The following is a 21,983-nucleotide window of genomic DNA, read 5'->3' as shown; positions in this document are numbered from 1 at the left end:
GGGCTTCAGCCGTCGGTAAGCAGGAAATTCAGCACTTCCCGCCAGTCAACCATACGGATCGGCGTGCCGTGGCTGCCGGTCTGAAACAGCGTGAAACGGGTTGGATAGCCCGCGCTTCCAAGCTTGCGATAAATTGCCGCCTGCTCCTCGGCCTTGTAGACGCTGTCGGCGCTGCCGTGGGCGAAATAGATCGGCAGCTTGAGCTTTGCGAGAGGCGTTTTCGGCAGACCCGCATCAGGCGGACCACCGAGGAGCGCCATGCCTTTGAGATAATGCACGGTCTCCGCGTCGCGGCTGACACCCTGGCAGATGAAACCGCCCATCGAGGCGCAGGCAAGGATGACCGGCCGTCTTGAGGACTGGTCGAACGCATAGCGGATCAGCGCTGCGATGTCGGCGATACCCTTGTCGTCGAAGGAGGTAACGCTCGGCGAATAGTAGGTGCCGCCATTGTTGATTGCGAGGTTCTTCAGCCGGTTGAAATTGCCGCCGAACGTGTAGTCGTTTGCGCCGAGCCTGCGGTCGCCGCCGCGCCCGTGGATGAAAATCACCGTAAAGGACGCACCTTCCATTTGCCCCACTCTGGTGACATCAAGCTTTCTGCTCCCGGGAAGGTTCAGCGTTTCGTTCTCCTGGTGGCGTCGCACGCCGAGAGAGACATAAGCATCCTTGACGCGTCGCTCCGGCACCCGGTCACGGCCGTTGATGTCCCGCATTTCCTGGTAGTCGATCACGTTATAGGCGCCGCCGTCGCGGGTCTCCAATACAGTCTGGCGCGAGAAGAGGTCGTCCTTGAAGGGCTTGATTGGACCATCCTGGGCAGCGGCGGGCATGCCGGCAAACGCGATCAATGCCGCAAGAAGTGCGCCGAAGACGAAATGAATTGTGGACATGGCCTTTTTCATCGGACTCCTGATGCGGTCGAATCTTGCCATTGCCTTATCGGCAAAGCATTGCTGAAAAACGGCCGTTTCTTTGCGGCATCGCGAAAAAGCCTGCTTTCTGGCAGAATCGCGAGTGATTCGAAACAGCATGAGATGGGTATGGCTTCTTCTTCCGCACCCCGACAGGTAGTATTGACGCAGCCGATGGATGACAATGACGACCTTTTCGCCGACCTGCCCTTGACGTCGAAGCCGGTCGCCGTCGAACCGGAGCCTGCCGCGCAGGCAGAGCCTTCACCGGCACGCCCTGCCCTCGCGCAATCTTCCGGCGACGATTACGGTGCCTCCTCGATCCGCGTCCTCGAAGGGCTCGAACCGGTGCGTATGCGCCCGGGCATGTATATCGGTGGCACGGATGAAAAGGCGCTGCATCACCTGTTCGCGGAAGTCATCGACAACTCGATGGACGAGGCGGTTGCCGGCCACGCGAATTTCATTGAAGTGCATCTCGACGCAGAAGGCTTCCTGACGGTCACGGATAACGGCCGAGGCATTCCGGTCGAGAACCATCCGCAGGTGCCGGGCAAGTCGACCCTCGAAGTCATCATGACCAAGCTGCATGCCGGCGGAAAGTTCGACGGCAAGGCCTATGAGACCTCCGGCGGTCTGCACGGCGTGGGTGTCTCCGTCGTCAACGCGCTTTCCGATCATCTTGAGGTCGAAGTTGCCCGCAACCGCAAACTCTATCGCCAGCGCTTTTCGCGCGGCCTTCCGCAGGGCGGGCTGGAGCAGCTTGGCGACGTGCAGAATCGCCGCGGCACGAAGGTCCGCTTCCATCCGGACCCGCAGATCTTCGGTGAGCATGCGAAGTTCGACGCCGGCCGCATCTTCCGCATGGCCCGCTCCAAGGCCTATCTGTTCGGCGGCGTCGAGATCCGCTGGAGCTGCGACCCGGGCGTGGTGCCGGCGGATGGCGAGATACCGGAAAAAGCGGTTTTCCACTTCCCTGGCGGCCTGAAGGATTATCTTGGCGCCACGCTCGGCAAGGAATTCACCGTTACGCGCGAGATTTTCGCCGGCCGCACGGAAAAGACCGGCGGCCATGGAGCGATGGAATGGGCAGTCACCTGGTATGGTGGCGACCCGCAGCTTCATTCCTACTGCAACACCATCCCGACGCCCGAAGGTGGCACCCATGAGGCGGGTTTGCGCATTGCGCTCACCAAGGGCCTCAAGAACTATGCCGAGCTGACCCAGAACAAGCGCGCGGCGCAGATCACCACCGACGACGTGATGATCTCGGCCGTCGGCATGCTCTCGGTCTTCATTCGGGAGCCTGAATTCGTCGGCCAGACCAAGGACAAGCTCGCCACTGTCGAAGCGCAGCGCCTCGTCGAGAACGTCTTGCGCGACCCCTTCGACCACTATCTTGCAGGCAATCCGAACGAGGCTGCAAAGCTTCTCGATTGGGTGATCGAGCGCGCCGAGGAGCGCCTTCGCCGCCGCAAGGAAAAGGAAGTCAACCGCAAGACGGCGGTGCGCAAGCTGCGCCTGCCCGGCAAGCTCGCCGACTGCTCGCAGAATACGGCGGAAGGTGCCGAGCTCTTCATCGTCGAGGGCGATTCGGCAGGCGGTTCGGCAAAGCAGGGCCGCAACCGCGCCAATCAGGCGATCCTTCCGCTCCGGGGAAAAATTCTCAACGTCGGCAGCGCCAGCCGCGAAAAACTCTCCGCCAACCAGCAGATCGCCGATCTCATCCAGGCGCTCGGCTGCGGCACGCGAACCAAATACCGCGAGGAAGACCTCCGTTACGAGCGCGTCATCATCATGACCGACGCGGATGTCGACGGTGCCCATATCGCATCCCTGCTCATCACATTCTTCTATCAGGAAATGCCGGAGCTGATCCGCGGCAACCACCTCTACCTGGCGGTCCCGCCGCTCTATGTCCTGCGTCAGGGTGGAAAGACGGTCTATGCCCGTGACGATGCTCACCGGGCAGAGCTGATGGAAACGGTGTTCAAGGGCAAGAAGGTCGAGATCGGCCGCTTCAAAGGTCTGGGCGAAATGATGCCGGCGCAGTTGAAGGAAACCACCATGGATCCCGCCCATCGCACGCTTTTGCGCGTCGCGATCGACGATGTGGATTTCGAGGGAACGCGTGAGGCCGTCGACAACCTCATGGGCACCAAGGCCGATGCCCGCTTCCGTTTCATTCAGGAACGCGCCGCCTTTGCGGAGAATCTCGACATCTGAGTGCGACCGAGAGCCAATCCGTATCCCCGGCATTATCCAGCCTTATGGATGCCTTATCGCCGGTGACGCCGCAGGTAGGATTTGCGCTGTACTTTCGGTGAGGGCCGGAAGGTCATTTCACATTTCTATCGCATCTGCCGTCTAGGGCAAGTAAGTAAAGCTTCCTTTTAACGACTGAAGCGTTAGTCTTGTGGCAGGCAGCCGCCCACGCCATATGAAGGCGAGAATGGAAAAGGATAAACGGTGAGCGTGAACAACAGTGGCAAGGGACCCAAGGAGCCGCGCTGGCTTGGACCAGTCGTGCCAAGGGTTGCGCTCATTCCGCCGATTTCCGCTGCGCGCTGGCTTCTCGTGCTTGTTGCCGCCGCCGGAATCTATTTCTTTCACGGCTTCTTGGTGCCGGTTCTGGCCGCCCTCGTAATCGGCTTCGCAAGCTGGCCGCTCTATCGCGAACTGCTGCGCCGCATTGGCGGTAACACGACGCTCGGCGCGTCGCTGGCGATCATCTTTATCCTGACCTTCCTCATCGTGCCGATCGGCATTGCCATCTCCTATACGATAGATGAGGTCCGGCAGTGGATTGTATGGGCGGCCGAGGTCAACCGTTTCGGAGCGCCCCCTCCTGCCTGGATCACCGGCTTGCCCTGGATCGGCGAATGGGTCGGCGTGCAATGGGTCGAGCACGTGGGATCGCCGGGGGCGATCGGTGAGTTGATTCAACTCATCAGCGGCGCCAATATCGGCAACATCTACCGAGCAATCGTAGCCGCCGGCGGGGGAGCCTTCCATCTGCTGCTGATGCTGCTCTTCATGCTGATCGCCCTTTTCTTCGTCTATCGAGACGGTGCCTCCTTTTCTCAACAGATCGACCTTCTGGGAGAGCGGATCTTCCCGACCCGCTGGGAACGCATATCGCGCGTCGTGCCCGCGACGATCAGCTCGACTGTCACCGGACAGACTCTGATCGCCATCGGTGAAGGCATCGTACTCGGCATCGCTTATTATATCGCCGGCGTACCCTCACCCGTGACGTTGGGTGTGATTACGGGCATCATGGCGCTCATTCCGGGCGGCGCGCCGCTTTCCTTCACCCTGATCTCGTTCTATCTGGTGGCGAACGGTTCCTATGTCGCGGGAGCCGGCCTTTTCCTCTGGGGCACGGTCGAGCTTTTCATCGTGGACAAGACGCTGCGCCCCCGACTGGTCGGCGGTCCGATCAAGCTGCCCTTCCTTCCGACGTTCTTCGGCCTGGTGGGCGGGGTCAGCACGATGGGCTTCCTTGGCCTTTTCATCGGCCCCGTGCTGATGGCTCTCATCGTGTCGATCTGGCGCGAATGGATCCGGGAAGCGAAGATGGCCGAAAGCACAGAAGTGGAAGCGGCCGATTTCACCAGGGGTGCGGGCGCGCAGGAGCTTCCTCCGGAGGTCCCGGTCGTCAGGAAAGCCTCTTCTCCATGAAGATGCTGAGCGGATCGCGCTTGTAGTCTCCGAAGGGCCCGATCTCGGTGAAACCGTACGCGCGGTAGAGGCCGATCGCTTGCGGCTGGTATATTCCCGTCTCCAGACGAATGATCGACATGCCGCGTTCCACGGCCCGTTCCAGGATCGCGTCCATCAGCCGCTTTCCGAGTTTCAAGCCGCGCGCTGCCTCATCGACGAACATGCGCTTGATCTCTGCGCTGCCGTCGCTCGCCTCCACCAGCGCACAGCAGCCGAGGATCGCATCATCCTTGCGTGCGACGAAGAACGACACCCCCGATCCTTCCAGGCTCGAAATGTCGACCATGTGGTTGCTTTCGGCGGGGTAGAGCGAGGCGGCATAGGCATCGGATAGTTCGAGGAGCCTGAGAACACCCGCTTGGCGCGGCGGTTCGAGCGCGATCGTCACGGTCATTGGCATTGCCCACTGGTTTCATGCATTCCAGAACGATTACAGGATGCGGCGTGTCGTTGAAAGCTGCCTTGGTCGGGTCAAGATTGCTCGTTTTAAGTCGATCACGATCATCGGGGGACAACATGAACGCCGCACTTATCGTCATGACCATTCTCGGCTGCAATGACGCCGGAACCGACTGCCATTATATTGCAACGGCCGAGAACCGCTGGCCGACCATCGCGACGTGCGATGCGGTTTCCGAAGATCAGCTTGGCCGCTATGCGAACCAGCCTTATCCGATGATTATTGCCGTCTGCCAGAAGCCCGAAGCGACCGAAATTGCGAATTCTCCCGCAACGCAGGCAAAACCCGAGACGTTGCCCCCTGAGCGGGCCCAGCAGCCGGCCGTCGTAACGCCGCAGGAAGAGGAAACGCTTGCGAGCAGCGCCATCCGGCGCGTCAGGAGCGTCCTTCCCACGACCGAAGGTGTGAAAACGCTGATGGTCAAGCCTGTCCGCCTGGTCGAAGACGGTTATTCCTGGGTCGCCAGGAAATTCCACCGATAAGAAGCTTAAGCCGCCAGCGAGACTTCGTTGGCGAAGGACCGCGCCCCGAGCCGTATCTCAGAGAGGTGCAGTTTCTCGATCATGTCGAGCAATTCGGAGACCGGCGAAAGAGGCATCCCTGAACGGTTGAACGTCTTGAGCAGCAAGCCGGATATTCCGTCCGGCGTGCCGCTCGCCAATGCCTTGCGCCAAAGGAGGACGGCTTCGACGAAGACGACGGCGATGTCGCGTCCGAGCCCGCAGGCTTCGAAAAGCGCGCGCACCGCATGCATCCGGCCGGTGACAAGGATCGCCCTGACGCGACGATCATCCAGGCCCGAAAGTGAAACTATCGCGCCGGCAAAGAAATCCACCCTGCCGGTGCAGAGTGCATGGATCAGCAAGGCTGGCGTCAGCTGCCCGGCCATTCGCAGATGATCGACGAGCCCCGGGATTTCCTCTAGCCGCACCGCACCGGCGATCGCTACCGCCGCCGCCTCGCCCGCTTCGCGGATGACATGGTCGATACGCGCTGGCGCCATCGTGGTGCGTACCAGGCCGAAGTTAGCCAGTGCCGCGGTGATGTGATTGACCAGCATATGCCTGGCGTCTGCGGGCAAGGTCTCCCGCTCCAGCAGCAGGTTACGGATATCGCTGTGATGCCCGAACCGCTCTGCGATCCGCCGCAGCGAGATACGGGTGATGGATGCGGTTTCGTTTTCGAGCAGGATGATCACCTCACCCTCATCGCCGATTTCGGCGATCGCGGCGGCGATCCCGCGGGAAAGGCCGGGCCGTGCGGCGATCAGGCCGCGGGTCAGGCTGTCGCTTCGTCCGGCGAGATCGACGAGATCGCTTTCGGTGAGTACCGGTGATTGGGTAATCACGGTGCAGGCGATTTCCGGCTGGTCTTCGGCAAGCGAGACGATAATGGCGCGGGGTGCTCTGGGAGACCCGGCAAGCGCTTCGGCGAGCGCCAGCCGCACGCGCGGTGACGGATCATCGAGCAGGTAGGTCATGGCGAGCGCTGCTGCCTGGTGCTGCTCGTCGCCCATCGATGAGCGAAGATAAGCTCGGCCCAGCGCGTTGGCCGCCTTGGCCCTGTCGCTTGCCCTTGCGGTTTCCGCCCAACGAAGAAATGCTTGTATGATCACACCCAGCCCCGGTAACACATGCCGGAACGCGTCCAGCTTGTTGGAGTTCACGCTAGGGTGAAAAAGTTTAAGATTGGTTCATCACGTTTGTTAACCATGAAAGAGACCCCGAAGATACGCTCCTGGTTGATTGTCGGACCATCGGCGGACATGTCGACTATTCATGCGGCCGGCGCAGACCGGCTTGTGCTCGACCTGACGGGATCACCCGAGTCGTGGGGGGCGGTCGCGGGCTTTTGCAAAGCGTGGGCGGAGCTTGATCCTGATCAACCTCCGGCTTTCCTCCTGCCGTCGTTTGCCTCCATGCGAACTGAAGTTGCCGCCGAATACGCAATCCGGGCGGGTGCGGTAACAGTTCTCCTCGGGGGAACTCGGAATGGCGCAGAGGTTCAGCGGCTCGCTGTCGTTCTTCGGGTCGAGGAACTGCGGTGTGGCCGCCCGCCAGGCAGTACCGCGATTGTCGCGCTGGCCGATGCTGCCGGAATACTTGCGGCCGCCAGCTTCGAGCGCTGCAGCGAACGTCTCTTAGGCCTGGGTTGGGAGCTGGACCTTGATCCACTCTCCGACACTGCCCGTCTCGCCCGCGCGGCGATTGGGCTTGCCGCATCCGCTATCGGCGTGATGGCCATCGACGCCGTGTCACCGACCGGTAACACCTCCTTCCAAGCCGAATGTCGGATCGCGCGGGAAAACGGCTTCGCCGGTAAGCTCAGTCGCCGGTTCGACCAAATTCAGATCATCAATCACGTTTTTGCGGACTAACCGCCGGCACCCGCGGGGCGAACCATTTCGAAGACGTCCGCACCGCCGTCGGCATAATCCCGATAACCCATGCGCGCGATCGGCCGGGCGAGGCTCATGTCGATGCGCCCGTCGCGCAAAATCTCTTCACTGATATGGATGCCGATCACCTGGCCGAAGACCATGAAGGCGTCCGCGCCCTCGCCGTCCAGCCCTTTGGGCTGGATCACCTCCGTCACTCGGCATTCGAGCACCGTATAGGCTTCCGCAACGTAGGGCGCATCGATGAGTTCGGCCATCTTCGCTGTCAGTCCTGCCACCTCGAACTCGCTGACGCCGTATTCCACCGCCTCAGAAGAAGCATTCACTTTCTCGGCAAGATGGCGGCTTGCGAGGCTTGCGGTGAAGACCCCGGTTTCCTCGGCATTCTTCAGGCTGTGCTTGCGGCCGCTGGAGGAGAACATCACCAGCTTCGGCCTGTCGGAGACGATGTTGAAAAAGGAATAAGGCGAAAGATTCAGCGAACCGTCCCTGCCCTTCGTCCCGATCCAGCCGATCGGACGCGGAGCCACGATCGCCTTGAAGGGATCATGTTTCAGGCCGTGCTGATTGGTATCGGTCGTGTAGAACATCAGACGTTGCTTTCGCCGGCATAGGTGACGATCTGCGAAAGTTCCGGCCGCGGACGGTCCGGCGTCGGAAAATCGCTGGAGCCGATGTGGATGAAGCCGGCAACCTTCTCGCCAGGCTTCACACCGAGAAGCAGCAGCGCCTCGTCGTCGTAAGCCACCCATTCGGTACGCCAGTTGGCGACGTAGCCGTGTGCGCTTGCGGCCATCAGCATGTTGAGGCAGACCGCACCGGCCGAGAGCACCTGTTCCCATTCGGGTATCTTCACATGCGGCGCGGCCGTGCTGATAACGCCTACGACCAGCGGTGCACGGGTGAAGCGCACCAATTCGGCTTCCTTTGCGGCATCCTCCAAATCGGGTGTTTTCTTGAGCAGGAGCGCCAGGAATTCTTCACCGAGCTTTTTCCGCACGTCGCCACGATAGACGACCAGGCGCCACGGCGCCAGCTTGCCATGGTCGGGAACACGCGTCGCCAAAGTGAGAATCGCCTCGAGTTCTTCCTGCGAAGGGCCTGGTTCCTTGATCTGGGCCACGGGTGTGGAATGCCTGTCGCGCAGGAAATCAATGAGTTTAACGTCATTTTGCATGGTCAAAACTTTCATTCGGAGGTGAGGCGGCGGGAAGGTCTTGAAATTGCCTTGGCATTGGTTTTCAAGTGACGCTTCGGAAAAGAAGAGTCAACCGGTACAGGAACAGATGTCAGGCACTTCGCTCGCGGTATGCAGGATCCTCGCGGGGGCATTGGCTCTCGGCTTTGCCTTCAGTGCTTCCGCGGAAGATGCCTTCCAAAGCTTCCGACAGCTCGACAGCACGGCAAAGATGCCGAAGCTCAATGCCTTTTCCGCCCTCCCCGGCGGCGCGTCACCTGTTGCCGGCAAGGATGTTCTGTTTGACGCCAAGTTGACCTCCGAGGGAGAGGTCATGCAGGAAGGTCTTGTCTGGCGGGTCTTCAGCCCGATTGCCGGCGAAGACGGCAAGCTTCCGCTGGTTGCCAGTTCCGAAGGTGGTTCGGCCGCCTTCCAACTCGTGCCGGGTGAGTATTTCGTCAATTGCGCCTTCGGCCGCGCCGGCGTTACCAAGAAACTGATCGTGCCTGCCGAAGGCAAGGTAGCGAAGCAAACGCTGGTACTCGAGGCCGGCGGTTTCGTTCTGAATGCCGTCGCGGGCGCCGACCAGCGCATCCCCCCGAACGAGTTGAGCTTCTCGATCTATTCCGCGGAGGTGCGCGACAACGGCGACCGGGCACTGATCATGGCGGACGTGAAGCCGAACGCAATCGTGCGGCTCAATGCGGGCACCTATCACGTCGTTTCGGAATATGGCGATGTGAACGCCGTGGTGCGCGCCGACATCCAGGTGGAGGCAGGCAAGCTCACGCAGGCGGTATTACAGCACCGCGCGGCACAGATCACCCTCAAGCTCGTCTCGCAGCCGGGCGGAGAAGCTATCGCCGACACTGCCTGGTCGGTGCTGACTGCGGCCGGCGACATCGTCAACGAGAGCGTCAGCGCTTTTTCGACCATGGTTTTGTCGGAAGGCGAATATCTCGCCGTCGCCCGCAACAAGAACAAGATCTACCAGCGCGAATTCACCGTGAAGGCCGGCCGAAACACCGAGGTTGAGGTGTTGTTGCGGGATACGCCGCAGGTGGCGGGTGCGGCACAGGCTTTGACCGATAGAAATTAGCCGGTTTTCAGCAGCTTCTGCTTGCTGGATGGTTGCATGGAGAAGACCGCATCGTAGAGCCTGGCGAGCAGGTCCCTGCGGTCGGCGATCGCCGACATCTCGTCCCAGGTCATGATCTCGCCCACTCGTGCCCGGATCGTCGAGCCGGAGAGCTGCTTGAACTCGCGGATCAGCAATGAAAGCCTGAGCGTCATCGAAACGCGGCTTGCGATGTGGAAGAGCCGGCCGTTCTGTCCCTCGAAGAAGATCGGCACGACATTGGCCCGCGCAGCCTGGACAAGCTTGGCGGGAAATATCTTCCAGGGCAGATCCTCGGCGCGACCGAAGCCCTTTTTGGCGGTCGCCACTCCGCCGGCCGGGAAGATGATGATGGTCGTGCCCTCTTTCAGAAGACGCACTGCCTCGTGGCGGGTCTGCATGTTGAGCGCCATTGCCTCCTTGGTCTCTTCGAAGGAGACCGGTAGCGAATAAGGTGCCATTTCCGGGATCTTCAGGAGGTCGTTATGGATCAGCACGCGGAACGGTCGCCCGAGCTGCTCGGCAAGTGCCAGGACCGCAATGCCGTCACCGATCCCGAACGGATGATTGGCAATGATCACAAGCGGCTTATCGGACATATCCCGCGGCGGCCAGTTGCCGGCCACGTCGAGGTCGACATCGATGAGATCGAGCATCTTGCCGAAGATGCGGTCGCTTTTCCCGACGATATCCGTTCGCCAGATATCGTAGAGCCGCGCATATCGGTCGCGGCCGGAAAGTCCCTCGATGGAGCGGATGAACCAGCGCTTGATGCGCGGGTCCTTCTCATTGGCGTAAGAAAGTTCCTTGAACCGCAAGTCAGTCTCCGCGGAACAGCCCCGCCGTATGACAATGTCACCGCAATATTGCAGCAAGATTACAGTTTTCTGACAGCGCCTGTGATGACGGGCGCTGTCAGGCAAGGATGATCAGGCCGCCGCCTTCTTGGCCTGAAGCCGGCGCAGGATGTCCGGCGGTGTCGCTTCATGGGCGAGCGCAGTGACAGCATCTTCGAGTTTCATCGAGGTCTGGGCCTGGGAGCCGAGACGGCGGATGTTGACCGAGCGTTCTTCGGCTTCCTTCTTGCCGCAGACGATGATGACCGGCACCTTGGTAACCGAGTGCTCGCGGATCTTGTAGTTGATCTTCTCGTTGCGGAAATCGGTCTCGACGATCATCCCCGCATCGCGAAGAGCCTCCGCTACCTCACGGCCGTATTCGTCGGCGTCCGAGGTAATCGTCGCCACCACGACCTGCAACGGCGCGAACCACAACGGCATATGGCCGGCGAAATTCTCGATCAGGATGCCGAGGAAACGTTCCATCGAGCCGCAGATGGCGCGATGGATCATCACCGGCTGCTGCTTTTCCGAGTTCTGATCGATGTAGAATGCACCGAACCGTTCCGGCAGGTTGAAATCCACCTGCGTGGTGCCGCACTGCCATTCGCGGCCGATCGCATCCTTCAGCGTATATTCGAACTTCGGCCCGTAGAAGGCGCCCTCGCCCGGCAGTATGCCCGTCTTGATATTGTTCGACTGCGACTGGATCGTCTTCAGGACGTCCATCATCACGCTTTCGGCACGATCCCACAGTGCGTCGGAACCGACGCGCTTGTCGGGCCTTGTGGAGAGCTTGATGGTGATTTCTTCGAAGCCGAAATCCTTGTAGACCGAGAGGATCAGGTCGTTGATCCGAAGGCACTCGGCAGCCATCTGCTCGTCGGTGCAGAACACATGCGCATCGTCCTGCGTAAAGCCGCGCACGCGCATCAGCCCGTGCAGCGCTCCAGATGCCTCATACCGATGCACAAGGCCGAACTCCGCAAGCCTGATAGGCAGTTCACGGTAGGATTTGAGACCATGCTTGAAGATCTGCACATGGCCGGGGCAGTTCATCGGCTTGAGCGCAAAGACGCGCTGGTCGGCCTCCTCGTCGTCCGGATGGATGAAGGCATGGGCCGATTTCACCGCGAACATGTTCTCGTTGTACCAGCCCCAGTGTCCGGAGGTCTCCCAAAGCGACTTGTCGAGGACCTGCGGCGCGTTGACCTCTTCGTAGGTGCCGGCAAGCCGACGGCGCATATAGGCAGTCAGCGTCTGGAACATACGCCAGCCCTTGCCGTGCCAGAAGACGACGCCGGGTCCCTCTTCCTGGAAATGGAAAAGATCCATTTCCCGGCCGAGCTTGCGGTGATCCCGCTTTTCGGCCTCCGCGAGCACGTGCAGATACTGGTCGAGTTCTTCCTGGCTCGCCCAGGCCGTCCCGTAGATGCGCGTCAGCATCGCGTTGTTGGAATCGCCGCGCCAGTAGGCGCCGGCCACCTTCATCAGTTTGAAGGCCGTACCAATCTGGCCGGTGGATGCCATATGCGGGCCGCGGCAAAGATCGAACCAGTCGCCCTGGTAATAGATCTTGACGTCCTGGTCTTCCGGGATCGCATCCACGAGCTCGACCTTGTAGCCCTCGCCCATGTCGGCAAAGACATTGCGGGCCTTCTCGCGCGGCCAGACTTCCTTGGTGAACGGCTTGTTGCGGGCGATGATCTCCTTCATCCTCGCCTCGATCCTAGGCAGGTCTTCGGGCGTGAAGGGCCAGTCTTCGCGCGTGTCCGGATGGACGCGCTTGAAGTCGTAATAGAATCCGTTCTCGATCACAGGCCCGATGGTGACCTGCGTTCCCGGCCAGAGTTCCTGTACGGCCTCGGCCATGACATGGGCAGCGTCGTGACGGATCAGTTCCAGCGCTTTGGGATCGGTGCGGGTAACGATCTCGACCGATCCATTGGTCACCGGATCGGAAAGGTCCTGCAGGTTGCCGTCGATGGCAACCGCGACCGCCTTCTTGGCGAGTGATCTGGAAATGGATTCTGCGACGTCACGGCCGGTTGTTCCGGCATCGAATGCGCGGACGGAGCCATCGGGAAATGTAAGGGAAACGGATTGGGACATGTCTTTCTCCTGTCCAGTCCCGCCAACGAATGCGGGTGGTGTTGGAATAATGGCGTTCCGCCTTGGGCAGCGCCGGCGTGGCTGATAAAGACTTTTGGCTTTGCAGTAAAGGTGGCTCGCGGCTCACTGGATCATTTTGGCGAGCCCGATGACCGTGTTGGCGTTGCGGATCGTGCCGATACCGAGCTTCCTGGTGGTCAGTGCTGAAATCAGCCGCGTCTCGCTCGCCTTGCCGTCGAAATCCACCCAGAGATCTCCGTCGACGATCGCGATCTTTTCCCGGCCGCGATGGCGTTCGAGCAGATCGATCACGTTATCGCCGAGTGGTGTGCGCATCACTCGGACGCAAACTTCGGAGCCTTTCTGCTCCGGAAACGGATTGCCAGCGGAAAGCTTCAGCCAGTCTGGCCCCGAACGGACGAGGACATCGACATGCTTGCCGAAACGTTGTTCGAACGCCTCTTCCAGCACCTGCTCGATCTCCCTGAGTGGTGACTTTTCGGTTTCGAACACGAGATTGCCGGTCGATACCAGCGTCCGGCAGTTCCGGTAACCGAGACGTTCAGCCATTTCGCGGAAGTCGGTCATGATGAGCCGCTTGCCTCCGCCGACGCTGATGCTGTGAAGCAGCGCCACATAAATCACGGTTTGGCCCGCCAATAGCGCCAGGGCGTCCACCAGTGCTGGCGTCTTTCCAGCGCATCCGGCACTCGGTCAAGCCCGCTCGTGCCGCCAGGCCCGCAGCGGGCGACACGAAAGAGCGTCAGGAAACTGCCGGGCCAGAGTCCATGCCGGGCGATTGCTTCGTAGCCGTACTCGGAGCAGGTCGGGATATGCCGGCAGGAATTGCCGACGAAGCCCGAGAGTGTCAGCTGATAAAATCGGATCAGCCCCATGCCGAAAAGCCGCCCCGGCGTCTTTCGGAACGGTCCCGACCAGTTGCGCGAGCGGTTCGTCTTCGGCTGGTGTCCTGAATGCTTGCAATCGGGAGCTTCGCACATCGGATCAGACGGCTGCCGCTTCGGTCCGTTCCCGCGCCTCGATCTGGTCGATCGCGTCCACCACGGCTTCGAATGTCAGCATGGTGGAAGGGTGGCGGGCCTTATAGTCTTTGACCGGCTTCAGGTAGCGCATCTCTTCGAAGCGGCCGTCCGGCCCTTCGCCGCCTTCTTTCAGCATCGCGAGCATGTCTTCCCGGGCTTTCCGGATTTCCGCGGCCGTCGCACCGATCACATGGCGGGCCATGATCGAGGACGAGGCCTGGCCGAGCGCGCAGGCACGCACCTCGTGCGCGAAGTCGGTCACTGTGTCGCCGTTCATCTTCAGATAGACGCGTACCTTCGAGCCGCAGAGTTTCGAGTGCTTTTCCGAACTCGCGTCGGCATCCGGCAGCGTGCCGGCATGGGTTATATTGCCGGCGAATTCGAGGATCTTGCTGTTGTAGATATCGTCCATGACGGCTCGCTCATAGTTCCGATGGCATATGTTTTGACGCAGTGCCATTGCCTTGCGGACTACCACAAAAGGATTTCCGACATTATATGTGACGTGTCGGCGAGATGATCAAGAAAGGATGTTTTCACGAAATCCTCTCGAAATCGAAATAGGATACCTTGTAAAAACGTCCGCCGAGGATCAGATAGCGCCAGATTGCACAAAATTCAGCCGCGGTTGTCTGCGTGTTGGTTCGTGTGAGTAACGCCAGTCGGATGCGGCCTTGAACCGCATCGGGAGACGATAGATGGATGCAATTGTGAAGAATTTCCCGGCCTCGAAGGAGAAGCAGGCCCGTCCCACTCAGCAGGAGGCTGAGGAAGCCATACGTGTACTGCTCCGCTGGGCGGGTGACGATCCGGCCCGCGAAGGACTGCTCGATACCCCGAAGCGTGTCGCTGTAGCCTATCGCGAATTGTTTGCCGGTTACGAGCAGTCGCCGGAAGATGTGCTGGGCCGTACGTTCGAGGAAGTCTCGGGTTACGATGATATCGTGCTTGTGCGCGACATTCCGTTCTTCTCTCATTGCGAACACCACATGCTGCCGATTGTCGGCAAGGCGCATATCGCCTATCTGCCGAGTGGTCGCGTTCTCGGTCTCTCGAAGATCGCCCGTGTGGTGGAAATCTTCGGTCGCCGTCTGCAGACACAAGAAAACATGACGGCCCAGATCGCCTCTGCAATCGAGGAACACCTGAAACCCCGCGGCGTGGCAGTCATGATCGAAGCCGAGCACATGTGCATGGAAATGCGCGGCGTGCAGAAGCAGGGTTCGCAGACGATGACCACGACCTTCACCGGCGAGTTCAAGACGAACGCGGCCGAGCAGGCCCGCTTTTTCACGCTCGTACGCAGCCGCTGACGGCCGGATTTTCCGGTGGAGTTTCCCGATGTCCGTGAGTTTTGAAAAGCCCTCCGCCGACAAGGCGGTGCTGGAAGGTGCCGGCGCCTTTACGCCTCGTTTCGATGCCAACGGCCTCGTCACCGCCGTCGTCACGGACATCCGCGATGGTGAACTCCTGATGGTCGCGCACATGGACGCGGAAGCCCTAGCGTTGACCATCGAGACCGGTATCGCCCACTATTACAGCCGCTCTCGCGGAAAGATATGGAAGAAGGGGGAATCTTCCGGCAATTTTCAGACGGTGCATGAGCTTCGCACCGATTGCGATCAGGACGCTGTCTGGCTCAAGGTTTCCGTGGCCGGTCACGATGCGACCTGCCACACGGGCCGGCGTTCGTGTTTTTATCGACTCGTCACAAAACGTGACAGCAACGCTGTCCTTGAAATTACCGATAATGAGCGCCATTTCGATCCTGATACCGTTTATTCGGACGGGGGAACGAAATAAGGCAATTGCCTCCTTTTTCGCCGCGTTGGCATCGGGTAAACGATTTGGAAACCGATCGGTGGTTCAATCCGCAGACCGGGGGTTGTTCAGCTTTGGAGGTTTTTGTCTATGCTGAACTGGAGTTGGAATCGTCACGATCCGCAGGCCGCTCCTGCTGAAGCCGGTGGAACGCAGATTCTTGAACCCTCTCGTCCCGTTGCAGCGACACCTCCTCCAAAAGCAAAACTCGCCCTCGCCCTTGGGGGTGGTGCGGCCCGTGGTTGGGCCCATATCGGTGTGCTGAGGGCGCTCGACGAAGCCGGTATTGAAGTGGGCATGATCGCCGGCACATCGATCGGCGCCCTGGTCGGCGGTTGCTATCTCGCCGGCAAGCTCGATGCGCTCGAAAGTTTCGCCCGATCGCTCACCATGCGACGCATCGCCGGTCTGCTCGATCTGACGATCGGCGGCGGCGGACTCTTCGGTGGCATGCGGCTCACCAGGCGTATGCAGGAGCATCTCGAGGACATAGCGATCGAGGATCTCGATCGGCCTTTCGTTGCCGTGGCGACGGAACTTCACACCGGCCACGAGGTCTGGATCTCCAGCGGTTCGCTGATTACCGCGTTGCGCGCATCCTATGCGCTGCCCGGCATTTTCGAGCCGGTCAAGTCCAATAACCGAACCCTGGTTGACGGCGCACTGGTCAATCCCGTTCCCACCTCCGTCTGCCGGGCCTATGAGCAGCCTCTCGTGGTTGCTGTGAACCTGAACTACGACATCTTTGGTCGTTCTGCGGTGGTCAAGCATAGCGCCGGCATTCAGCCTGAGGATGACGGTCGCAAGAAGGCGGTCGACGCCCGGGTCGGTGTCACCGGCACCATGGTGCAAGCTTTCAATATCATCCAGGAACGTATTTCGCGCGCAAGGCTCGCCGGCGATCCGCCGGATCTGGCGTTGCATCCGCGCCTTAGTGATATCGGACTTTCCGAGTTCCACCGTGCCGGCGAAGCGATAGATCGCGGCTATAGTGAGACCATGGCGCAGATTGCTGCGCTCAAGCGCGTGCAGGAAATTTTCGCCCGCTGATCCCGGGGAAACCCTGTTCTGCCGAGTGGCGATCAGCCGGCGATATAGGCCTTCATCTGTTCGGCTTCGAGTTCGACCTCGCGGATGCGCGACTTGACCACGTCACCGATCGAGACGATCCCGTCCAGCTTTCCGTCCTTTTCGACCGGAACGTGGCGGAAGCGTCCGCCAGTCATGATGCCCATCAGCTCGTCGACGGTCGTTTCCTCCTTGCAGCGATGGACGTTGGTGGTCATGGCCGATTTGACCGGTTGGTCGAGCACGCCCGGACCTTTGCCGGCAATGGCCCGCACCAGGTCGCGTTCGGTGAAGATGCCGACGATCCGGCCTTCCATGCTGGTGACAACCACGGCACCGATCTTCTTCTGGTTCAGGATTTCGGCGACTTCCAGCAGCGTCCTGTCCGGGCCGACTGTCACCACGTCGCGGCCCTTTGCATCGAGCATGTTCTTGACGATTATTGCCATGGCCCTCTCCTCATCAACCAAGCGTGATCTGGGCATCCTCCTCCCAGAATCGCTTCGTACTTCCCCCTAAATTTTAGGGCGAGGTCAAACACATATCAAGGTTGAGTGAGCGGCCTTCGTGAAGGCGAGACCGGATCGAAGAATCCAAAAAGCAGAAAGCCGAACAGAAAGCCGCCGATATGCGCATCCCAGGCGATCGGCCCCATGTCCGCACCGAACAACGTCACGCCAAAGGCGATCAGCAGATTGCCGATGAACCACATTGCCGTGAAGATGACGACCGTGCGGCTGCGGAAGGCGCCAGGAATGGACTGGCGGGGATAGAGATGGCCGTGGGTTCGATCGTAGCCCCGTCCGGGAGGGAAGGCGAAGCGGCAGGCTGCCCCCATCAACGCGGACACGACGCCGGACGCTCCGATCAGCAATGTCTCGTTGCCCCAGTTGATCATGGCGTGGAAGAAGGCTGCTGCCGCCGCCGACAGGACCCAGAAGACCACATAGCGCAAGGTGCCGATACGCCTGACGACCGGCGCTCCGAAAGCCATCAGCCAGAGCGCGTTGAAGAGGATATGTTCGATACTGCCGTGAAGAAGAGAATAGGTGACCGGCGTCCAGAGCCAGGCGAAACCCTGTTCCTCCAGCGGATAGGCATAACGCAGCGGCGTAAAGGCAAGGTTCACGACAAAATAAGCGCGTGTGTCGTCATCAAGCAGATATTCCTGAACGATATAGATTGCCGCGAGCAAGGCCAGCGTCACCACCAGGCTCCGCGGCAGGTTGAAGACAGGCGGTGAGCGCTGATCGTCCTCGTCCATCTCCCGCTGCTCGTCAGCTATGCCCGGTCCGTCGTTCATGCTCATTCCTCTCTGGTCCATTCCCTTTCGGGAATGTCCGCCAGCCATATAGGAGCGGCCCGCCAAAGGAAAGCGTCGCAAGGAGGCGGTGAGGCCGGCTTTGCCCGGTTTGTAATTTGTTAACCCTGAGGGGTGGGCCGTGGCACGGATTTCGCTGAGTGGACGGAGGACGCTCGTGCATGAGGCGCGATCTGTATCAAAATGTGACAGGTGACAACGGATGCGAAATAAGGCAAGCCGCGCAATTTTCGACTATTGGGCCAACCTCAGGGGGGACCGCGCGGCACCCTTGCGCACGGAAATCGACCCTGTGGCGCTGCGCCATCTTCTCCCACACCTCTTCATTGTGACGACCGATGCCAGCGGCCTCCTGACGTTCCGGCTCGCCGGGACGCGTATCTGCGACCTGTTCGATCGCGAATTCCGTGGCGAGGCCTTTGCCGAGGCATGGCTTGAAAACGAGTATCGACAGCCGGCAGAGATCGTTCAGAACGTCGTCCATTATGAGCGGCCGGCATACCTTGAGGTTCTCGCGTCGAACGGCGACCTGCGCCATGCTTATGAAATGCTGCTGCTACCCATTCGGTCGGCCGAGGGAAACGGAAGCGATCGCGTTCTCGGTGCCCTCCTGCCGCAAGAACAGTCCTTCCCCACCACAGAACTTCCCGTCATTGGTCTTGTGCTGGAAAGCTGGACGTTTCTTGTCGAGAGTGGCGTTCTGATCGATGCGCCGCCGAGCGGCGGCCATCACGGCTTTGGCGAAGCGCTGTTGCGCCGTCTCTTCTCATCCCACGGCCAGGTATCCTGACCATGGCTTGGAATTCGCAACGGGGCTACGCAAAACCTTCTGTTAACCGCGACACGGTATCAATTTAGCCATACTCCCCAAGAGAAAAGCTTTCTCGAATGTATTCATTTCAGCCGGTGCATACTCCGTCGACGCAGACAATTCCCGCCCAGCGGACTTTTCAGCGGGTGTCGGTCAACGTGGCGGGACGGCTGATGCTCGCGACGCAAGAGGAATTTCCCTGCACCGTGGTGGATATGTCGCCCGGCGACGTTGCCTTTGCCTGTGTCGGCCGCCCCGCGGTCGGTGAGCGCGTGATCGCCTATCTCGATCACATCGGGCGCCTCGAAGGCACGGTTTTGAACCTTTCGGCGAACGGCTTTTTAATGTCGATCAACGCAACGGATCGCAAGCGGGAGAAGCTTGCGGCCCAGCTTACATGGATCGCAAACAAGCATGAACTCGGCCTGCCCGAGGATCGCCGCCATGACCGCCTGACGCCGCGCAACACCCGGGCAGAAATCACGCTTGACGACGGTCGGCGTTACGCCTGCCGCATCATGGACCTTTCTCTCTCCGGAGCGGCGATCGATATCGATATCCGGCCTGCGATCGGCACGCCCGTGCGTCTCGGCAATATGCGTGGTCGCGTCGTGCGCCATTTCATGGAGGGCGTGGCGGTCGAATTCAATTCGGTCCAGCCGCGCGAGGCACTGACGGAATTCCTCTAGGCAATTCCGCTCCCCGCCCCTTCTTTCCTCGCATCAAGACCCTGTATCATGGCTGCACAGGACGGGTTTAGCGCCGTTTGTCTGTTCCAGAACAGACATTATTCGGAAAAATCGTGCCTTTTCGGGACTTTTTTAGGCCTTCGAAACAGGCCTGGAACACCCCTTTGCGCCTCCCGACAGGCCCTATGTGGCACGTCTCCCTCGGCGGATGGGCGCCGGATGCCACGCGGGCGTTAACTTCCGGAAGCGCTTCAGTCATCCTGGCCGGTTTCGGAAAACCCTTTTCCGGCAAAAGGATAGCAAAAAGAGAAGCCGGCGAGCCGGCTTGATTGCGTGGCATTCCAATGAAAATTTCCTTCGGATTTTAGTAAAATTCGATTCGCATTCGAATCATGTTTTAGATAAATTGAATTCAAATAAGATATTGATTTTACTGCGAGATTTTGCGGTCGCTAAAACCCTCTGTGTCAGTGTTCTTCCCACAACGGGGAGACACAAAAATGAAATTCAGCAAGGGACTGGGCCTCGCCGCCATCACCGCTTTCCTGGCGATCTTTTCCGCCGGACATTCCGTCGCCATGCCTGCCGGGGCCATGCGCGTCCTCGGCTCAGCCAATCAGCCGATCGGTCACTACCAGTTCTGCAAAAGCTATGCGAGCGAATGCGCAACGGCCTATAAGGATGCCGGGCCGATGACGCTGACGGAGGACAAGTGGCGGACCCTGCTGGACGTCAATTATACAGTCAATTCCTCGATCATGCCGATGACCGACCAGGAGATTTACGGCGTAGAGGAGCTCTGGGCGTATCCCCGCACCGTTGGCGATTGCGAGGACTTTGTCCTTCTGAAGCGCAAGATGCTGATGAAAAAAGGCTTTGACCCTTCCGACCTCCTGATCACTGTCGTGCTTCAGCCGAATGGCGAAGGCCATGCTGTCCTGACCATCCGCACTGACCGCGGCGATTTCGTGCTCGACAACATGCGCAACAAGGTCATGCTCTGGTCCGAGACGGAATATACCTACCTGAAGCGTCAGGCGAGCGACGATCCGGCTCGTTGGGTCAAGCTTCAGGACGGCCGCGCGACAGCCGTCGGTTCCGTCGGCCAGTAATCCATCCCATCGACGAGGGAAAACGGCCGCAGCGACATGGTTGCGGCCAGGATCAAGGCGCGGGGCTGCACATTTGCAGGCGGTTGCCGAACGGATCGTGGAAACTCGCGAATACCACATGGCCCTCGAACATGACGGGTTCGCCGCAAGCCACGCCACGGCACCTGAGTTCGTCGACCGCCGCGTGGCAGTCCCTGACGTTGAACACCACCGTCGTTCCCGTCGATGGCTCCCACTCCGCTCCTGCCATCGTCAGCGAAAGGTTGCCGCCATCGGCGCCGGTCGAGAACTCGATCCAGCCGGCATCCGGCAGATCGTAGAGCGGTTCTCCCAATCCAAGCGTGTCGCGGTAGAAAAGCCGCGCCCGCTCGAGATCCGTAACGGAGATCGAAACGACATTGATTCCCTGAAAGAGTTGCACGTCTTCCTCCCTGAGTAACCTGTTTAGGCCATGCGGTCCTAAACTCGGCCGCTCTTTTACGAAGCGTTAACCATGGCGCTCCAGACTTGCGGCGCATTCGCCTTCCCGCATTCCGTATCCTGTCTCATTCCAGAGCATGGCTTCAAGGCAGGGTGAATGCCCCTTGGGTGAACATGGAGCGCACGTCATGGCAGGTCCACCCCCTATCCCTTCGTCCATCGAGGAGGAACCGCTGATTTCCAACCGGTTTCTCTACCGGTTGACTGCGGTGATCGCAGTTCTGGCGGCGCTGACGGTCGCGATCAGCATCGGCGGTCGCTGGTTCGGTGAACGCATGGCGCTGGCAGGCCACACCAACAGCACCGAGAAATTCCTCATCCAGATCGGTCAGGACCAGCTCCACCTTTCCGCCAATACGATCCGCTTCCGCGACCAGCGCCAAAACGGTATTGCCGAGCGCGTTGACCTCTACCTCACCTGGCCGGAACTCGAAGGGTACAGCGCCGCACTGCGCCCGCGGTTTGACGACATTTTCCAGTCATCATCATTGATTTTTCTGCAATTGTCGCAAGGCACGATGTCGCGCGATATGTCCGGCCGTCTCGACCCGATCTATTCGCGACTTTTCGATGGCGAGCCGCAGCCGTTTGATTTCGGACTGATGCTCCACCGGCTGCGTGCCGATTCCGGCTATGGCCGCGAGGTCATTCTCACCGCCCCTCGCCCTGGAGCTACGGACTACGTCGTTCGTTGCCTGCTGCCGATTGCCGGTGAGAAGCCTACAAGCGGGGATTGCCAGCGCGATATCCAGATCGGCCAGGACCTCGCGGTGCTCTATCGTTTCTCCAGCGCGCTTTTGAACGACTGGCAACATATTGATGCCTCAGTTCGATCCTTTGTCGAAAACCGGCTGACGAAGTAGGTCTCCACGGATGGTCGGGATTTTGACGCTTA

General features: G+C 60.0%; 26 protein-coding genes. 13 read left to right on the top strand and 13 right to left on the bottom strand.

All coding sequences use genetic code 11. The features are described from left to right. Nucleotides 1-5: 5 nt before the first annotated feature. Nucleotides 6-893, bottom strand: coding sequence for an alpha/beta hydrolase (locus J2046_RS25145; RefSeq protein ID WP_411828550.1), 888 nt, complete (start codon nt 891-893; stop codon nt 6-8). Between the two features lie 195 nt (nt 894-1,088). On the opposite strand from J2046_RS25145, the gene parE reads away from it, so the two are divergent. The 3 genes from parE (at nt 1,089) to J2046_RS25130 (ending at nt 4,598) form a co-directional block, all read left to right on the top strand. Further along, nucleotides 1,089-3,140, top strand: coding sequence for a DNA topoisomerase IV subunit B (gene parE, locus J2046_RS25140; RefSeq protein WP_210056586.1), 2,052 nt, complete (start codon nt 1,089-1,091; stop codon nt 3,138-3,140). Then, the gene (locus J2046_RS34375) at nt 3,025-3,285 is read left to right on the top strand and encodes a hypothetical protein (protein ID WP_411828549.1); all 261 of its coding nucleotides are present in this window, start codon (nt 3,025-3,027) and stop codon (nt 3,283-3,285) included. Before parE ends, J2046_RS34375 begins: the two co-directional genes overlap by 116 nt. A 98-nt stretch (nt 3,286-3,383) precedes the next feature. Beyond that, complete coding sequence (locus tag J2046_RS25130) at nt 3,384-4,598, top strand: AI-2E family transporter (RefSeq protein WP_210056538.1); 1,215 nt, start codon at nt 3,384-3,386, stop codon at nt 4,596-4,598. On the opposite strand, the gene J2046_RS25125 is transcribed toward J2046_RS25130, so the two are convergent. Next, nucleotides 4,576-5,034 (bottom strand): GNAT family N-acetyltransferase, encoded by a 459-nt coding sequence (locus J2046_RS25125; protein WP_210056536.1) that lies wholly within the window; start codon nt 5,032-5,034, stop codon nt 4,576-4,578. The genes J2046_RS25130 and J2046_RS25125 overlap by 23 nt on opposite strands. A 122-nt stretch (nt 5,035-5,156) precedes the next feature. Here J2046_RS25125 and J2046_RS25120 point away from each other — a divergent pair, with 122 nt between their 5' ends. Continuing rightward, nucleotides 5,157-5,582 (top strand): hypothetical protein, encoded by a 426-nt coding sequence (locus J2046_RS25120; RefSeq protein WP_210056534.1) that lies wholly within the window; start codon nt 5,157-5,159, stop codon nt 5,580-5,582. Between the two features lie 5 nt (nt 5,583-5,587). On the opposite strand, the gene J2046_RS25115 is transcribed toward J2046_RS25120, so the two are convergent. Further along, nucleotides 5,588-6,715: a DUF2336 domain-containing protein gene (locus J2046_RS25115; protein ID WP_210056533.1), complete on the bottom strand. Its 1,128-nt coding sequence runs from the start codon at nt 6,713-6,715 to the stop codon at nt 5,588-5,590. 57 nt (nt 6,716-6,772) lie between these two features. Here J2046_RS25115 and J2046_RS25110 point away from each other — a divergent pair, with 57 nt between their 5' ends. Continuing rightward, on the top strand, nt 6,773-7,477 hold the full coding sequence (locus tag J2046_RS25110; RefSeq protein ID WP_210056532.1) for a hypothetical protein: 705 nt from the start codon (nt 6,773-6,775) through the stop codon (nt 7,475-7,477). Here the strand turns inward: J2046_RS25110 and J2046_RS25105 are convergent. After that, entirely contained in the window at nt 7,474-8,088 is a 615-nt protein-coding gene (locus tag J2046_RS25105) for a flavin reductase family protein (protein WP_210056531.1), read from the bottom strand. The two genes, J2046_RS25110 and J2046_RS25105, sit on opposite strands and share 4 nt — an antisense overlap. Beyond that, a complete protein-coding gene (locus tag J2046_RS25100; RefSeq protein ID WP_210056530.1) occupies nt 8,088-8,675 on the bottom strand; it encodes a nitroreductase family protein in 588 nt (195 codons plus the stop codon). The genes J2046_RS25105 and J2046_RS25100 overlap by 1 nt, the downstream gene beginning before the upstream one ends. A 109-nt stretch (nt 8,676-8,784) precedes the next feature. Here J2046_RS25100 and J2046_RS25095 point away from each other — a divergent pair, with 109 nt between their 5' ends. After that, entirely contained in the window at nt 8,785-9,774 is a 990-nt protein-coding gene (locus J2046_RS25095; protein ID WP_210056529.1) for a hypothetical protein, read from the top strand. Here the strand turns inward: J2046_RS25095 and J2046_RS25090 are convergent. From J2046_RS25090 to J2046_RS25070, 5 genes are all read right to left on the bottom strand, one after another. After that, on the bottom strand, nt 9,771-10,610 hold the full coding sequence (locus J2046_RS25090) for a lysophospholipid acyltransferase family protein (RefSeq protein ID WP_210056528.1): 840 nt from the start codon (nt 10,608-10,610) through the stop codon (nt 9,771-9,773). The two genes, J2046_RS25095 and J2046_RS25090, sit on opposite strands and share 4 nt — an antisense overlap. A 111-nt stretch (nt 10,611-10,721) precedes the next feature. Continuing rightward, on the bottom strand, nt 10,722-12,743 hold the full coding sequence (gene thrS / locus J2046_RS25085) for a threonine--tRNA ligase (RefSeq protein WP_210056527.1): 2,022 nt from the start codon (nt 12,741-12,743) through the stop codon (nt 10,722-10,724). A gap of 123 nt (nt 12,744-12,866) precedes the next feature. Then, nucleotides 12,867-13,388 carry a DUF1697 domain-containing protein gene (locus J2046_RS25080; RefSeq protein ID WP_210056525.1) on the bottom strand — a complete coding sequence of 174 codons (522 nt, stop codon included), beginning with the start codon at nt 13,386-13,388 and terminating at the stop codon, nt 12,867-12,869. Next, entirely contained in the window at nt 13,385-13,744 is a 360-nt protein-coding gene (gene yidD / locus J2046_RS25075) for a membrane protein insertion efficiency factor YidD (RefSeq protein ID WP_210056522.1), read from the bottom strand. The genes J2046_RS25080 and yidD overlap by 4 nt, the downstream gene beginning before the upstream one ends. 4 nt (nt 13,745-13,748) lie before the next feature. Next, a complete protein-coding gene (locus tag J2046_RS25070; RefSeq protein ID WP_210056521.1) occupies nt 13,749-14,198 on the bottom strand; it encodes an iron-sulfur cluster assembly scaffold protein in 450 nt (149 codons plus the stop codon). 286 nt (nt 14,199-14,484) lie between these two features. On the opposite strand from J2046_RS25070, the gene folE reads away from it, so the two are divergent. The 3 genes from folE to J2046_RS25055 all read left to right on the top strand — a co-directional run bounded on the left by folE (nt 14,485) and on the right by J2046_RS25055 (nt 16,657). Further along, the gene (gene folE, locus J2046_RS25065) at nt 14,485-15,099 is read left to right on the top strand and encodes a GTP cyclohydrolase I FolE (protein ID WP_210056518.1); all 615 of its coding nucleotides are present in this window, start codon (nt 14,485-14,487) and stop codon (nt 15,097-15,099) included. 28 nt (nt 15,100-15,127) lie between these two features. Continuing rightward, the gene (gene hisI, locus J2046_RS25060; protein ID WP_210056516.1) at nt 15,128-15,589 is read left to right on the top strand and encodes a phosphoribosyl-AMP cyclohydrolase; all 462 of its coding nucleotides are present in this window, start codon (nt 15,128-15,130) and stop codon (nt 15,587-15,589) included. A 108-nt stretch (nt 15,590-15,697) separates the two neighbouring features. Continuing rightward, nucleotides 15,698-16,657, top strand: a complete 960-nt coding sequence (locus tag J2046_RS25055) for a patatin-like phospholipase family protein (protein WP_210056513.1) — start codon at nt 15,698-15,700, stop codon at nt 16,655-16,657. Nucleotides 16,658-16,689: 32 nt separating this feature from the next. Here the strand turns inward: J2046_RS25055 and J2046_RS25050 are convergent, their stop codons facing one another. Both J2046_RS25050 and J2046_RS25045 read right to left on the bottom strand, forming a co-directional pair. After that, nucleotides 16,690-17,124 carry a CBS domain-containing protein gene (locus J2046_RS25050; protein ID WP_210056511.1) on the bottom strand — a complete coding sequence of 145 codons (435 nt, stop codon included), beginning with the start codon at nt 17,122-17,124 and terminating at the stop codon, nt 16,690-16,692. A gap of 95 nt (nt 17,125-17,219) precedes the next feature. Beyond that, entirely contained in the window at nt 17,220-17,984 is a 765-nt protein-coding gene (locus J2046_RS25045) for a rhomboid family intramembrane serine protease (protein WP_210056509.1), read from the bottom strand. Nucleotides 17,985-18,198: 214 nt separating this feature from the next. Between J2046_RS25045 and J2046_RS25040 the strand changes: the two genes are divergently transcribed. The 3 genes from J2046_RS25040 to J2046_RS25030 all read left to right on the top strand — a co-directional run bounded on the left by J2046_RS25040 (nt 18,199) and on the right by J2046_RS25030 (nt 20,608). Continuing rightward, nucleotides 18,199-18,786, top strand: coding sequence for a PAS domain-containing protein (locus J2046_RS25040; RefSeq protein ID WP_210056507.1), 588 nt, complete (start codon nt 18,199-18,201; stop codon nt 18,784-18,786). Nucleotides 18,787-18,884: 98 nt separating this feature from the next. Beyond that, nucleotides 18,885-19,496, top strand: a complete 612-nt coding sequence (locus J2046_RS25035) for a PilZ domain-containing protein (RefSeq protein WP_210056505.1) — start codon at nt 18,885-18,887, stop codon at nt 19,494-19,496. A 500-nt stretch (nt 19,497-19,996) separates the two neighbouring features. Continuing rightward, nucleotides 19,997-20,608 carry a transglutaminase-like cysteine peptidase gene (locus J2046_RS25030; protein WP_210056503.1) on the top strand — a complete coding sequence of 204 codons (612 nt, stop codon included), beginning with the start codon at nt 19,997-19,999 and terminating at the stop codon, nt 20,606-20,608. Nucleotides 20,609-20,660: 52 nt separating this feature from the next. Here the strand turns inward: J2046_RS25030 and J2046_RS25025 are convergent, their stop codons facing one another. Beyond that, entirely contained in the window at nt 20,661-21,029 is a 369-nt protein-coding gene (locus tag J2046_RS25025) for a VOC family protein (protein ID WP_210056502.1), read from the bottom strand. A 187-nt stretch (nt 21,030-21,216) separates the two neighbouring features. Between J2046_RS25025 and J2046_RS25020 the strand changes: the two genes are divergently transcribed. Continuing rightward, on the top strand, nt 21,217-21,951 hold the full coding sequence (locus tag J2046_RS25020) for a hypothetical protein (RefSeq protein WP_210056500.1): 735 nt from the start codon (nt 21,217-21,219) through the stop codon (nt 21,949-21,951). Nucleotides 21,952-21,983 lie beyond the last annotated feature (32 nt).

It is taken from the genome of Neorhizobium petrolearium (genome assembly GCF_017873175.1).
GTDB classification, from domain to species: Bacteria; Pseudomonadota; Alphaproteobacteria; order Rhizobiales; family Rhizobiaceae; genus Neorhizobium; species Neorhizobium petrolearium.
The sequence above is the reverse complement of the archived record's forward strand: the minus strand, read 5'-3'. Positions and strand labels throughout refer to the sequence as shown.

Bases quoted from the DNA above. Each gene is read 5' to 3' on its own strand.
- J2046_RS25045 (WP_210056509.1), bottom strand. From the start codon at position 17,984: ATGAGCATGAACGACGGACCGGGCATAGCTGACGAGCAGCGGGAGATG.
- J2046_RS25020 (WP_210056500.1), top strand. From the start codon at position 21,217: ATGGCAGGTCCACCCCCTATCCCTTCGTCCATCGAGGAGGAACCGCTG.
- J2046_RS25125 (WP_210056536.1), bottom strand. From the start codon at position 5,034: ATGACCGTGACGATCGCGCTCGAACCGCCGCGCCAAGCGGGTGTTCTC.
- J2046_RS25120 (WP_210056534.1), top strand. From the start codon at position 5,157: ATGAACGCCGCACTTATCGTCATGACCATTCTCGGCTGCAATGACGCC.
- hisI (WP_210056516.1), top strand. From the start codon at position 15,128: ATGTCCGTGAGTTTTGAAAAGCCCTCCGCCGACAAGGCGGTGCTGGAA.
- J2046_RS25095 (WP_210056529.1), top strand. From the start codon at position 8,785: ATGTCAGGCACTTCGCTCGCGGTATGCAGGATCCTCGCGGGGGCATTG.
- J2046_RS25035 (WP_210056505.1), top strand. From the start codon at position 18,885: ATGTATTCATTTCAGCCGGTGCATACTCCGTCGACGCAGACAATTCCC.
- J2046_RS25070 (WP_210056521.1), bottom strand. From the start codon at position 14,198: ATGGACGATATCTACAACAGCAAGATCCTCGAATTCGCCGGCAATATA.
- J2046_RS25100 (WP_210056530.1), bottom strand. From the start codon at position 8,675: ATGCAAAATGACGTTAAACTCATTGATTTCCTGCGCGACAGGCATTCC.
- J2046_RS25145 (WP_411828550.1), bottom strand. From the start codon at position 893: ATGTCCACAATTCATTTCGTCTTCGGCGCACTTCTTGCGGCATTGATC.
- J2046_RS34375 (WP_411828549.1), top strand. From the start codon at position 3,025: ATGTGGATTTCGAGGGAACGCGTGAGGCCGTCGACAACCTCATGGGCA.
- thrS (WP_210056527.1), bottom strand. From the start codon at position 12,743: ATGTCCCAATCCGTTTCCCTTACATTTCCCGATGGCTCCGTCCGCGCA.
- J2046_RS25055 (WP_210056513.1), top strand. From the start codon at position 15,698: ATGCTGAACTGGAGTTGGAATCGTCACGATCCGCAGGCCGCTCCTGCT.
- J2046_RS25040 (WP_210056507.1), top strand. From the start codon at position 18,199: ATGCGAAATAAGGCAAGCCGCGCAATTTTCGACTATTGGGCCAACCTC.
- J2046_RS25030 (WP_210056503.1), top strand. From the start codon at position 19,997: ATGAAATTCAGCAAGGGACTGGGCCTCGCCGCCATCACCGCTTTCCTG.
- folE (WP_210056518.1), top strand. From the start codon at position 14,485: ATGGATGCAATTGTGAAGAATTTCCCGGCCTCGAAGGAGAAGCAGGCC.
- J2046_RS25050 (WP_210056511.1), bottom strand. From the start codon at position 17,124: ATGGCAATAATCGTCAAGAACATGCTCGATGCAAAGGGCCGCGACGTG.
- J2046_RS25105 (WP_210056531.1), bottom strand. From the start codon at position 8,088: ATGTTCTACACGACCGATACCAATCAGCACGGCCTGAAACATGATCCC.
- parE (WP_210056586.1), top strand. From the start codon at position 1,089: ATGGATGACAATGACGACCTTTTCGCCGACCTGCCCTTGACGTCGAAG.
- yidD (WP_210056522.1), bottom strand. From the start codon at position 13,744: ATGTGCGAAGCTCCCGATTGCAAGCATTCAGGACACCAGCCGAAGACG.